Source organism: Eubacterium coprostanoligenes, assembly GCF_900167205.1.
Classification (GTDB): domain Bacteria; phylum Bacillota; class Clostridia; order Oscillospirales; family Acutalibacteraceae; genus Eubacterium_R; species Eubacterium_R coprostanoligenes.
The window spans coordinates 48071-60859 of the sequence record NZ_FUWW01000006.1; the positions used below are offsets into that span (position 1 = coordinate 48071).

Below are 12789 nucleotides of genomic sequence, written 5' to 3' on the forward strand. Positions count from 1 at the left end.
CCAAATACTTTGGATTTGTCTTTTCCTCGTCACCGGCAATAGCGTTTTGGATCTTCATACGAGAGTTCTTCTTTACTGCCTTGACGCCACGCTTGCAAGCATCCTCCTTGTCAAATTCAGGAGAAGTGCCGACAACCTTTTCGTCTACTATAAATTCAAATGTGAAAGCGCTGTCACCGTGCTTGGTGATTTCAAACTTTCCTGCCATAGTTTTTACCTCTTATTTCAATTAGTCGATTGATTTGATTTCAAATTCCAAATTGCCGATAGGAGCTTCAACAACAACTGTTTCGCCTACGCCTGCACCGAGAAGTGCCTTGCCTACCGGGCTTTCGTCAGAAATTTTGCCTGCTGTTGGGTTGCTCTGTGAGAAACCAACGATTTCATAAACAAACTCTTGATTGTCTGTTTTGCGAAGAACTGTTACCTTTGAGCCCATTGAAACCTTGTCGCCTGTTGCCGAATCAACGATAACCGCATTTTCAAGCTGATATTCAAGCTCTTGAATTCTTGCTTCAATCTTTGCCTGCTCTGATTTTGCTTCATCATATTCACTGTTTTCACTAAGGTCACCGTATGAGCGGGCAACTTTAAGTTTTTCTGCAATATCAACTCTGCCTTCGGTTTTAAGTTGTTCAAGTTCTGCCTCAAGCTCTGCCTTGCCTGCTGCGGTCATTGTAAATGTTTTTGCTGCCATATTGAAAACTCCTTAAACAAAATTTATAAAAATATACTTTTTAACTAAATAATTATATATTATATTATGCACAATGTCAACAACAAAAATTTGACGACAAAAATAATCGCCCCCATTTGTGACAAACGGAGGCGAATTTCTAATGTTTTATTGCTGATTGTTTGAATCATCGGTCGGTGCATAATACGGGTCTTGATAATTGTTATTATACGGCTCATCGGGAATAACGAGAGCACACACAACATAGGCAACAACACCTGCACCGCCGAGGAATGTAATAAGCGCCCACAAAAGTCTTACTACCGTCGGGTCAATGTTGAGATAATTTGCAATGCCTGCACAAACACCGCAGAGTTTTCTGTCGGTTGTTGACTTATATAATTTTTTACTCATAATTTTATTCTCCTTTTTTACAGTTCATTTTATGTCAGTTCCGCCAAAAATATTGGTTGCGTTGACAAAAATTGTTTTTGCGTCAGGCGGAAGATTTTTGTTGCTTTCATCCGAAATTCCGCCCAAAAAGCTGTTTGATTTTACAACAACTCTGACATCCTGCGGAACATAAATGTCCATTCCGCCAAAGATAGAATTTGCGTTAATTACGCAGTTATGCACTATGTCCGCATTGCGAATATCCAACTTTATTCCGCCAAAAATCGCACTGAACTTACCACCTGCAAAGCCGTTATCAAAACGATAATCTTCACCCGAAAATACCGCACTGTACTGCTGATTTCCCTGCGGGATATAAACAGGTTCGCCGTATGTATCAGGACCTTGTGCGCCCTGTCCGTCAACCTGCGGATAATCCGTTTTTTTGTCAAAAATATTGCCCACAATCACGCTTGCACCGATAATCACAATGATGAGCGGAAGTAAATATTTTTTATATCTCCAAAGGTCGAAATATTCATTTGCAAACAAAGCCAAACCGACCGCAAGGCAAATCAAACTGCCTTTTTTATTCTTTTCCGTGATAAGACCGATAACCGACGGAATGATGATGAACAAAGTCCACCAGCCGTCAAAATAAAGATTTGAAAGCACGATGACATTCGCTTCTTTAAGTCCCCACAAAATGCCGAGTGCGATGATAAACACGCCCCAAATTATGCCTTTTGTTTTTTTCATAACTATCCCTTCCTTGTGATTTATTAGCATAGCTTCTTTATTACACAATAGCATATTCATCCATAAAATACAACAATATCCGCTAATAGTTAATATAAATTTTTTATATTACGGAATTGTGACCTCTTTATTACAATTTATTCACATTATAAACAGCGGTTTACAAAGCAAAGCAAATCTTAAGATTTGACAAAGAAAGGAGAAATAAAAAACGGCTTCCAAAAATGATGGAAGCCGTGATAAATTTTATTGATTTGAATTAGTCATTAGGGATGAATGCGTTGTGAACTGCTGATACAGCTCTGTCTGCATCCTCTGCATCAATGATAACCGAAATCTTGATTTCTGATGTGGAAATCATCTTGATGTTAATATCTCTTTCGTAAAGAGCTTCGAACATCTTTGTTGCAGTGCCAGGGTGAGATTCCATACCTGCACCTACGATAGAAACCTTGGCAACATTTGTATCGCAAACAATCTTTGCTTCCTGAAGATGTGAAGATTCCTCAAGGAGTTTAACAGCAACAGGACCGTTGTCCTTGCTTACTGTGAAAACGATATCCTTTGTGTTATCTCTGCCGAATGACTGAAGAATAATATCTACATTGATATTCTTTTGTGAAAGCTTTGAGAAAATATTGAACGCAACACCCGGATTGTCCTTAACACCCAAAACCGATACAAGTGCAACATCCTTATCCTTTGTTACGCCTCTGATTAACATTTTTTCCATTTTTGCTACCTCCTTAACAATGGTACCCGGAATCGGGTTAAGTGATGAAAGAACCTCAAGTTCTACTGAATATTTCTTTGCCATTTCTACCGAACGGTTGTTGAGTACCTGTGCACCCAAAGTTGCAAGTTCAAGCATCTCATCATAAGTGATTTCCTTGAGTTTACGAGCATTTTCAACCTTTCTTGGGTCTGCTGTGTAAACACCCTCAACATCGGTAAAGATTTGACATTTATCTGCATGAAGTGCAGCCGCAATGGCAACAGCGGATGTATCCGAACCGCCTCTGCCGAGAGTGGTAAGGTCATCATATCTGTTAATACCCTGGAAGCCTGCAACTACAACGATATTATGTCTTGCAAGTTCTGCCTGCAATCTGTTTGGCTTAATATTCTTAATTCTTGCAGAGCCATATACCGAATTTGTATTAAATCCTGCCTGCCAACCCAAGAGGCTGATAACCGGAAATCCGAGTGACTCGATAGCCATTGCAAGAAGTGAAATTGAAATTTGCTCGCCTGCTGCAAGGAGCTGGTCCATTTCTCTGTTCTTTGCCTTTGGATTGATTTCCTGTGCTTTTGCAATAAGGTCGTCTGTTGTGTCGCCCTGTGCGGATACGACAACAACAACTTCGTTTCCTGCCTTATAAGTATCCGTAACAATCCTTGCAACATTCATTACACGCTCGGCATTTGCTACTGATGAGCCACCGAACTTCTGGACAATAAGTGACATAATATTCCTCCTAAAATCAATTTATTGAAATGCGGAAAACCGCAATAATTACTGATTAATAATTTGTTACCTTAATCTTGTTGATTACATTTACGCCTGCAAGTTTCTTATCAAGAGCATTTTCGGTCATAGAATCGGTGATGAATGCAACTTCATCTGACGGCTGACCTGTTCTTGTGAGGAACTTAACATTGTGGAACAATGCAACAGCCTCGCTCTCGGTTGCCTTTGCTCTGACATAGAACGGCATTTCAAGAGCAGACTTTTCATCAACAACATAATCCTCCGAACCCGGACCCCAGCCGAAGTTCTTTCTTCTGTTAACATGAACAGCGCAATCTACCATATCTGCAACAACAGCGGAAGCTGTTGGAAGTTTTCCTGCGCCTGCACCGTAGAAGCAAACATCTCCTACTGCGTCGCCACGAACAAGAATGGCGTTGAACACACCGTTTACACTTGCAAGCTGTGAGCCGTGGAAAACAACTGCCGGGCTTACAAATGCAGTAATCTTGTCGTCATCAATTTTCTTGATTTGACCAAGAAGCTTGATTACACCGTGAGCCGATGAAATATACTCAACATCTTCAAGAGTAATCTTTGTGATACCCTCTGCTCTAACCTGATTTGGATATACATGCTTGCCAAATGCGAGAGAAGCAAGAATACAAACCTTACGGCAAGCGTCAAAACCTTCAATATCTGCTGTTGGGTCTTTTTCTGCATAACCGTTATCCTGTGCAAGTTTGAGTGCGTCCTCAAAGGTCATACCGTCCTCAATCATCTTTGTGAGTATAAAGTTTGTTGTGCCGTTGAGAATACCTGCAACACCCTCAATATTGTTTGCTGCAAGGCACTGTGCCATAGGTCTGATAATCGGAATACCACCGCCTACGCTTGCCTCGAACAAATAGTTTACACCGTGCTTTTCAGCTGCTTTAAGAAGTTCAAGACCCTTTTGAGCAACAAGTTCTTTGTTTGAAGTAACAACGCTTTTGCCTGCTTCAAGGAGCTTCATTGTAAAATCAAATGCAGGATTAACTCCGCCCATTGTTTCGGCAACTACCTTTGTTTCAGGGTCGTTGAGAATATCGTTGAAATCCTTTGTGAACAAATCCGCATGAGGATCATCCGGAAAATCACGCAAATCAAGAATATGGCTTACCTCAAGCATTTCGCCTGCTGTGCGGTTCTTAATGCTTTTTTCATGAGTTTCGATAACTTCTACTACACCCGAGCCTACTGTTCCGTAGCCCATAACTGCAACCTTCATATTTTATCCTCCTATACTAATTCGGCAGACTTAACACCGCCGACTGATTTTATTTTTTCTAAAACTTCATCTGTCATATGCCCCGACTGAGCAAAACTTACGGTAATTGATACATCTGCAATATTATTTACAGGTATGCTCTGATTAACCGCCAAAATGTTTGCACCTGCCAGATAAAGCTCATTCATAACCGAGCTGAGCACTCCGGCATTGTCCTGAAGTTTGGCATTGATTGTTGTGACATCATCGCCCTGCTCGCTGTACTCAAATATTTTATCCTTATATTTATAGTATGCCGAGCGAGATATTCCTGCCATCTTTGCAGCCTGCGATGCGTTTGCCGCCTCTCCCGACTGCAAATAGCCCTTTGCCTCAATCACTTTTACATAGACCTCCGGCAAGACGGACATATCAACAAGTAAATAATTAACTTTTCCCATAGTGTACACCACCTGTGGACAGTTGTATTACTGTGAAAAACACTTTTCATATATTATCATAAAATCAGCATATAATCAAGGATTATTTTCCAATTTGTGAAAAATAAATAAAAAAGTGGCTCAAATACTGTGCGAACAAGTCCGTAAAAAATGGACAATAGAAAAAACAGACCTCCTATGGTAGAATAAAAGGAAGTGCCATAGGAGGAAATTTTATGCCCATAAGTTACAGACAAATAAGTTAATATGAGAAAGAAATCATACAGTTGTATAATCAAGGAATGACATTAAGAGCAATAGCAGAAAAATTAGGATTCACACATAAGCAAGTACAAGAATTCAAAACAAGATACAACAAATATCGTATTCAAACAAAAACAAAACTGACTCCGCTTGAAAAACGAAATCAGTTTGTTGCTTAAATTTTAATTTTCTACCATTGCTACTCTGTTTTTGTGCTGTCTGCACAACTTGGGGCAGTTCAAACCTCTCCCGAATTCAATGGGAGAGGTTATTTTTATTCATCATTTACTTTTTGATTTTAATCTCTTTTTCTTTTTTTGGAGGCTCGGCTTCCTTTTCAGGTGAGGTTTTCCAAATATTAATTCTGCCTGCATCATTAAACGCTTTAAGCGTCATAACGGTCAACGGCACAAGGAACATACCGATAAAACCGAAAAGTTTAAGTCCAAAATAAAGTCCCATAAGAGTTACAATAGGGTGAACTCCAAGTGAACTGCCAACAATCTTCGGCTCAATATACTGACGAATTACTGTGATAATAACATACAACACGATAAGTCCGACAGCCTGCTTGTAATTGCCGTAAATAAGCGAGAACAATGCCCACGGAATGAGGATACCGCCGGAACCCGCAACAGGCAAAATATCGAACACGGCGATTACAAGTGCGATAACAGCAAAGTAGCTGTTTTTCATAATTCCCATCAAAGAAAGAATTGAGAATCCGAGGAACAATTCACTAAAGGTTATGCACATAATTATGCCATATGCCTTGAACATTGTGAAAATGGTTTTTGAGAAAACTTGCTTAAATTCAACAAGCACATTCTTTTTATCATCAGGGAGCTGTCTTTGTATAAATCTTACAATATAATCGTAATCTTTTGTGAAAAGTATCCAAGCAACAACACCGATAACTACACCGATAAGAATTGACGGAACGCCCTTTACAACCGAGTAAACATTAGACACACCCGAAGTGAGCTTGTTTGTAAGATGACTCAAATCAAGGTTTGAAAGAAGCCCTGCCGAAGAAGCTGCTCCTGCGGCAGCATCAGGTTGAAGTTTATCGAACCATTGGATAATTGTTGTTGACACCGAACTATATACTGTCTTTGGCAAAAACTGCAAAGTGTTGAGCATCCAATTTTCAACCGTTGACAGAAAAGATGAAATGTCACTCAATTGTTTGACAAGATAATTGATGAAATCGGATATTTTTCCGAAAATTGCCGCAAAAATAAATGAAAGAGGCACAATGATAACTGCGATAGATACCACTACCAAAAAAATCGACCAAAAGGTGTGTGCCTTTTTGTTTGTTTTTTTGTCAAGATAGCGAAGCGGTTTTTGAAGAATTACTGCAAAGAAAAACGACAGCAAAAACGGTGCTGTTATCCAAAACAGAAATTTAAAAAACACATAAATAAGTGCCAAAATAACTGCAACAAATGCAAAGTCTATCAAAAACGCCCGTCTTTGTTCAACATGGCTGTTCATAGCAAAAATCCTTTCTGTTATTATATTTATATGATAACCCCAAAACCCGTTTCATTCAAGACTTTTTTAAAAAAATTAAGGATGTGTTAACTAAACACATCCTTAATTTTGTATTAAAGTTTCTTTACCGAAAGTGCTCTGATAGCATTCAGCACTGCAATAACCATTACACCTACATCGGCGAAAATGGCAACCCACATATTTGCAATTCCGACTGCACCGAGAATCAGGCACAATGCTTTGACGCCAAGTGCAAAATAAATATTTTCGTTTACAATTCTAAGGCACTTTGATGAAATCTTGATAGCCTTTGAAATCTTCATCGGGTCATCATCCATAAGAACAATATCGGCAGCCTCAATGGCAGCGTCCGAACCGAGTGCACCCATTGCAATGCCTATATCCGCCCTCGACAAAACAGGCGCATCGTTGATGCCGTCGCCGACAAAGGCAAGTTTTTCCTTTTCGCTTTTATCTGCAAGAAGTCGCTCAACCTGACTAACCTTGTCGGCAGGAAGAAGTTCGCTGTATACCTCGTCTGCACCGAGTTCTTTTGCAACTGCATCGGCAACCTTCTTTGAATCACCTGTGAGCATAACGGTTTTTCTGACTCCGCAGTCTTTCATAGCCTTTACAGCAGAAACCGAAGTCGGCTTGAGTGCATCGGAAATGAGAATATATCCGCAATATTTGCCGTCAACAGCAACATAAACAACTGTTCCGACCTTGTCACAAACGGTGTGTTCCACACCTAATTTATCCATAAGTTTGCTGTTGCCTGCCGCAACCTTTTTGCCGTCCACTACCGCAAGGACACCGTTACCGCTGATTTCGTTTACATCAGAAATTTTTGAAGCGTCAATTTCTTTGCCGTAAGCATCCTTGATTGACCTGCTGATTGGGTGGGATGAATAGCTCTCTGCATACGCTGTCAATCGGATAAGCTCATCCCTGTCAATGCCAATCGGCGCAATTTCCGTCACTTCAAATTTGCCCTTTGTCATTGTGCCCGTTTTGTCAAACACAACGATTTTTGTTTTTGAAAGTGTTTCAAGATAGTTTGAACCTTTTACAAGCACTCCCTCCTTTGAAGCACCGCCGATGCCTGCAAAGAATGAAAGCGGAATAGAAATAACAAGTGCACACGGACAGCTGATTACAAGGAATGTCAACGCACGATAAATCCAAGTGAGCCACATTGCCTCTTTGCCGATAATCAGGCTGACAACAGGCGGAATCAACGCAAGTGCAAGTGCACCGCCGCAAACCGCCGGAGTGTAAATCCTTGCGAACTTTGAAATAAACTGTTCGCTCTTTGATTTTTTTGATGACGAATTTTCAACAAGATCAAGAATTTTTGACACGGTTGACTCGCCAAACGGCTTTGTTGTGCGAATTCTTACAGTACCCGTAAGGTTGATACAACCGCTGATGACCTCGTCATTTTCTTTTGCATTTCTCGGCACGCTCTCGCCGGTGAGAGAAGAAGTGTCAAGAGTTGTTGAGCCTTCAACAATCACGCCGTCAATAGGAATTTTTTCACCTGCCGACACAACAATGATTGAACCAACCTCAACCTCATCAGGGTCAACCTGTTCGATTTTGCCGTCAACCTCGATATTTGCATAATCCGGACGAATGTCCATAAGTTCGGATATACTACGCCTGCTTTTGCCGACAGCATAACTTTGGAACAACTCGCCGATTTGATAAAAAAGCATAACGGCAACAGCTTCGTTATACGAGCCGTTTTCATACACCGCTATTGCAACGGCACCGACAGACGCAACAGCCATAAGGAAGTTTTCATCAAACACCTGACCCTTAATTATTCCCTTAAATGCTTTTTTGAGAATGTCATAAGAAATCACAAGATACGGCACCATATAAACGGCAAGACGCAGAATTCTGCTTGTTATCGGAACAAATTTTTCGAACACAAACAAACCTGCAAACAGCACAGCCGTCACAATAATACGCACAAGCATATTTTTTTGTTTTCTGCTCATAAAGTCACTTCCTAACTTGATTTAGAAGAAAATATCGCAATCATCTTCAACCCTTCTGCAAGCCTTGAGAACCTGCTTCATGGTTTTCTTTTCGTCTGCGCCCTCTTCAAATTCAACAATCATTTTGAGGAGCATAAAATTTACGGTTGCAGTTGCAATACCTTCAACCTTGTTTGCTGCGTCCTCCATTTTGTTGGCACAGTTTGCACAATCCACATCAATCTTGTATGTTTTTTTCATTGTTATACCCTCAATTTCTTAAATTTAATCATTCAACATATGAACAACTATTCATATGTTCAACTGTATTATACCATATTATATGTCAATGTCAATAGGAAACACAAAAATAAAAGCAAAAATCCTCTCTGTTCAAATCACAAACAAAGAGGATAATTTTTCAATTCTGTTTTCTTACAATGCCATATTCTCCGACATCTTTGCGGTAATATTTACACGGCTTGCCCTGACGCTCACGAATGAGAAGCTCGCCGTATTCGTCTTGGTCAAGCTGGAGGTCGCACATATTTGTATCGGCTTCCTCGTCATAAACATTGTACCAACAAGTATCACACAAATCAGCCATTAGTTAAGCATTTCTCCGTCATCGTTATTTTCAGGCTTGCCAACAGCAACAGTGTCCCTATTGAGCTTCATCATAGGAATCAAAAGGCCCGGCATACCTGCCATTGATGTTGTATTATTGATAATTTGGCGAACAAATGGGAAAATCTGGTCAAATGACTCAACATGGATGTCCGGCTTTTCATCTGAATCTTCAAATGTAAACACTGCTTCCATCTCGATATTAATCTCGAACGGTTGCATATCCGCATCCTCAACTCTGAAGTGAAGATTGCTGATACATCTGTTTTCCGAATCAATATAATTCACATTGTATTTAACATGGTTTTGGAGCTTCAACTGAGTTCCGTTTTCAACCTTGTTTTCAAATTCAAGAGAATTAATCTTATAACCTTTCATTTCTATCATAATATATACCTCCGATTATTTTACTATTTTTACATTATTGAGTTTTATATCGTCAACAAGCGGAGAAACCGCCTTGCCGTCAAATCTGACAAGCTCAAGATTTTCTACATTTTCGGCATCTATTGCGTGCTTGTAGCTGTCGCAAAGATTGCCCCACATTGTTTGTGTTTTTTCAATAAGCACATTTTTGGCATATCTGATGAAAAATGCGGAATTGTCGTATTTTTCAACTCCCCAATCAAGGCAAGGACGCAAATCATACATTCCGCAATCCCATTTTGATGTTTTAGTGAGGGTGATTTTGCAATTTTCAAATGTGACATCTTCAATGATGTTTTCGGCATTTCCGTGGATAAGAACGCCGTTTTCGCCCTTTGCGGTGACATTGAAAAATCTAATATTTTTGATTGAACCGCTCTTTGTGTTTTCATCACGATTAAAGGTGGTGATTACAACAGGCTCTGCCGTGCCCCACCAATCAGGACAAAATCTGCGTGTTTCGATAATAATATTTGAATACGAAACATTTTCAACACAACCGCCGTCACGAATTTGGATTGAAAGACCTCTGTTTGAGCGTGAGATAATACAGTTTGAAACAATAACATTTCTGAAATCACCGACACCTTCTGTACCGATTTTGATTGCGGCAGAGGTTGAAACAAGAGTGCAACCGTCAATAATAATATTTTCGCACGGACCGTATTCTGCATTGCCTTTGCTTGCCTTGAGGCAAATGCAATCATCCGCACAGGTTACATGGCAACCCAAAATTCTTACATTGCTGCAATGGTCAGGGTCGATACCGTCAGAATTTGCAACATCCAAATCGTTGAGAATACGAATTCTATCAATCAACACATCATCACAGCCTGCCGGATGAAGAGTCCAAAATGGAGCGTCAATAACCGTGAATTCCTTGAATGTGATATGATTGCTTTTTTCAACATACATAACGGTTGGACGAGGATAAAAGTCCCCCGTCACATAGTATCTGTCCTTTCGCTGAACAAATGCGTGGCCGTTTGCATCAATAGTTCCCTCTCCGCTGATTGTGCAATTATCCGCTTCGTAAGCATAAATGAACACAAAACTCGGCTTGCCTGTCACAGGGTTGCCGATAAGCGCGGTTTTGGGGTCGTTTATCAATTTATTTGGGCGGATATATCCATCAATGTTGCTTGTAGCCTTTAGTCTTGCACCTTTTTGGATATGCAAGTCAACATTTGCCTTGAGCTTGATTGAGTCGCTGTAATAAACTCTGCCCGATGGCAAAACAACCTGTCCGCCTCCGTTTTTTGTGCAATCATCAATAGCGTGCTGAATGGCAAAAGCATCGTTTGTTTTGCCGTCACCCTTTGCGCCGTATTGCAATACATTATATATTTTCATTAACCTGTACCTCAAGTTGTAATATACAATGTTATAATAACATATAAAATTTATATTTACAATATTTTTTAAATGATATATTATATACTTAATAATCAAACGGAGTGAAATATGGAAGCAAAGAAAAAAAGAATAGAATTGCTTGACGAATTGAGGGGCTTTGCAATCTTGGCAATGATTGTGCACCACTTCTTTTTGGATGTCGGCGACATACTTCAGCTTGATTGGGGATACAAAATATTCAACGAGCTGTGCACCGTTCAGCCGATTTTTTGGGCAATATTTATCATCATATCGGGCATATGCTCACGACTGTCACGAAACGCAGTCAAGCGAGGATTAATCGTATTCGGTGCCGGTTTAGTCATCACCTTTGTAACGGTTATTATTATGCCAAGATTGATGGGCATTGACGGAGCAAAAATATATTTCGGCATACTTCATTGCTTGGGTGCTTGTATGATTATCACGGGATTGGCAATGCCGTTGATAGAAAAAATCGATGCACGAATAGGGGTGCTCATCTGTGCCGTGCTGTTTTCTGCAACATACAGAATAAGTTCCGGCAGTCTTTTATTCGGTTTAATAAAATTGCCGACACCGTCAACAAACGCACTTATGCCACTCGGAATATTCAACAACAGTTTTGAAAGTGCGGACTACTTTGCACTTTTCCCATGGCTGTTTATGTTTTTGATTGGAGCATTTTTAGGCGAATATGCCAAAGACGGAAAGTTCCCGAGTTGGACATACAAAAAACATTCAAAGGCACTTGCCTTTGTGGGACGAAACAGCCTGTGGTTCTATCTTGGACATCAGGCAGTTTTGTACGCTGTATTATATGCCTTTTTAAAAGGTGTTGAAATCTATTACAAATTAAAATTACGATAATTAAGGAACGGTAAAACTATGAGAATGCGACATAAAAAGAACCTTGACGAAAGACTTGAAAAGGTTAGCAATTACCTAATCACATTGAGAAACGACAGTTTGAACTTCAACGATGTTGAAAACGAAAAGCATTTACTTGACTTGAAAGAACTTTTTGGCAACGACAACCCTGTATATCTTGAAGTAGGCTGTGGTATGGGCACATTCGGTGTGACATATGCAAAGCAAAATCCCGACATCAACCTCATTTGCGTTGAAAAGGTAAGAGATGTAATCTGCACCGCTTGTGAAAAAGCAAAGGCAGAGAACTTGACAAACATCAAATTTTTGGACTGCGCAGCCGAATATCTGCCGTCATATTTGCCGGTACACAGCATCGGATTAATATTCCTGAACTTCTCTTGTCCATATCCAAAGAAGAGCCATGCTTGCCACAGGCTGACGGCAGACAGATTTTTGGGCATCTACAAAGAGCTTATGACCGATGATGCAGCGATTTTCCAAAAAACAGACAATATGCACTTCTTTGAATTTTCGCTTGAAAGTTTCAGCAAAAACGGATTTGAACTTTCAAACATCAGCTTGGACTTGCACAACAGCGACTTTGAGGGAAACATCGTTACCGAATACGAAGCAAGATTTTCTTCACAAGGCTTCCCTATTTACAGAGTTGAGGCAAGATTGAAAAAAGACAACTAAAAAAATGACCATTGAGAAGTTTTTACTAATCAATGGTCATTATTATTTTTCAA

General features: G+C 40.0%; 15 protein-coding genes. 3 read left to right on the forward strand and 12 right to left on the reverse strand.

Going from position 1 to position 12789, the window contains the following annotated elements:
* Positions 1-229: 229 nt before the first annotated feature.
* The 6 genes from greA to B5D29_RS03760 all read right to left on the reverse strand — a co-directional run bounded on the left by greA (position 230) and on the right by B5D29_RS03760 (position 5009).
* Complete coding sequence (gene greA / locus B5D29_RS03735) at positions 230-697, reverse strand: transcription elongation factor GreA (protein ID WP_078768237.1); 468 nt, start codon at positions 695-697, stop codon at positions 230-232.
* Positions 698-844: 147 nt separating this feature from the next.
* Positions 845-1090, reverse strand: coding sequence for a PspC domain-containing protein (locus B5D29_RS03740; protein WP_078768238.1), 246 nt, complete (start codon positions 1088-1090; stop codon positions 845-847).
* Positions 1091-1114: 24 nt separating this feature from the next.
* The gene (locus B5D29_RS03745) at positions 1115-1828 is read right to left on the reverse strand and encodes a LiaF transmembrane domain-containing protein (protein WP_159443389.1); all 714 of its coding nucleotides are present in this window, start codon (positions 1826-1828) and stop codon (positions 1115-1117) included.
* 259 nt (positions 1829-2087) lie between these two features.
* Positions 2088-3296, reverse strand: a complete 1209-nt coding sequence (locus B5D29_RS03750; RefSeq protein ID WP_078768240.1) for an aspartate kinase — start codon at positions 3294-3296, stop codon at positions 2088-2090.
* A gap of 55 nt (positions 3297-3351) precedes the next feature.
* Positions 3352-4569 carry a homoserine dehydrogenase gene (locus tag B5D29_RS03755; protein WP_078768241.1) on the reverse strand — a complete coding sequence of 406 codons (1218 nt, stop codon included), beginning with the start codon at positions 4567-4569 and terminating at the stop codon, positions 3352-3354.
* Positions 4570-4580: 11 nt separating this feature from the next.
* Complete coding sequence (locus tag B5D29_RS03760; RefSeq protein ID WP_078768242.1) at positions 4581-5009, reverse strand: ACT domain-containing protein; 429 nt, start codon at positions 5007-5009, stop codon at positions 4581-4583.
* 266 nt (positions 5010-5275) lie between these two features.
* On the opposite strand from B5D29_RS03760, the gene B5D29_RS08895 reads away from it, so the two are divergent.
* Positions 5276-5431 (forward strand): helix-turn-helix domain-containing protein, encoded by a 156-nt coding sequence (locus B5D29_RS08895; RefSeq protein WP_143406721.1) that lies wholly within the window; start codon positions 5276-5278, stop codon positions 5429-5431.
* Between the two features lie 106 nt (positions 5432-5537).
* Here the strand turns inward: B5D29_RS08895 and ytvI are convergent, their stop codons facing one another.
* The 6 genes from ytvI to B5D29_RS03795 form a co-directional block, all read right to left on the reverse strand.
* On the reverse strand, positions 5538-6752 hold the full coding sequence (ytvI, locus tag B5D29_RS03770; protein ID WP_078768244.1) for a sporulation integral membrane protein YtvI: 1215 nt from the start codon (positions 6750-6752) through the stop codon (positions 5538-5540).
* Positions 6753-6865: 113 nt separating this feature from the next.
* Positions 6866-8761 carry a heavy metal translocating P-type ATPase gene (locus B5D29_RS03775; RefSeq protein ID WP_078768245.1) on the reverse strand — a complete coding sequence of 632 codons (1896 nt, stop codon included), beginning with the start codon at positions 8759-8761 and terminating at the stop codon, positions 6866-6868.
* Positions 8762-8782: 21 nt separating this feature from the next.
* On the reverse strand, positions 8783-9001 hold the full coding sequence (locus B5D29_RS03780; RefSeq protein WP_078768246.1) for a cation transporter: 219 nt from the start codon (positions 8999-9001) through the stop codon (positions 8783-8785).
* A 160-nt stretch (positions 9002-9161) separates the two neighbouring features.
* Positions 9162-9347: a DUF6472 family protein gene (locus B5D29_RS03785; protein ID WP_078768247.1), complete on the reverse strand. Its 186-nt coding sequence runs from the start codon at positions 9345-9347 to the stop codon at positions 9162-9164.
* Positions 9347-9754, reverse strand: coding sequence for a protein-export chaperone SecB (locus B5D29_RS03790; protein WP_078768248.1), 408 nt, complete (start codon positions 9752-9754; stop codon positions 9347-9349). Before B5D29_RS03790 ends, B5D29_RS03785 begins: the two co-directional genes overlap by 1 nt.
* Positions 9755-9769: 15 nt before the next feature.
* Positions 9770-11146 (reverse strand): glycoside hydrolase family 28 protein, encoded by a 1377-nt coding sequence (locus B5D29_RS03795; RefSeq protein WP_078768249.1) that lies wholly within the window; start codon positions 11144-11146, stop codon positions 9770-9772.
* A gap of 111 nt (positions 11147-11257) precedes the next feature.
* Here B5D29_RS03795 and B5D29_RS03800 point away from each other — a divergent pair, with 111 nt between their 5' ends.
* Both B5D29_RS03800 and trmB read left to right on the forward strand, forming a co-directional pair.
* A complete protein-coding gene (locus B5D29_RS03800) occupies positions 11258-12037 on the forward strand; it encodes a heparan-alpha-glucosaminide N-acetyltransferase (protein ID WP_078768250.1) in 780 nt (259 codons plus the stop codon).
* An 18-nt stretch (positions 12038-12055) separates the two neighbouring features.
* Positions 12056-12736, forward strand: coding sequence for a tRNA (guanosine(46)-N7)-methyltransferase TrmB (trmB, locus tag B5D29_RS03805; RefSeq protein ID WP_078768251.1), 681 nt, complete (start codon positions 12056-12058; stop codon positions 12734-12736).
* Positions 12737-12789 lie beyond the last annotated feature (53 nt).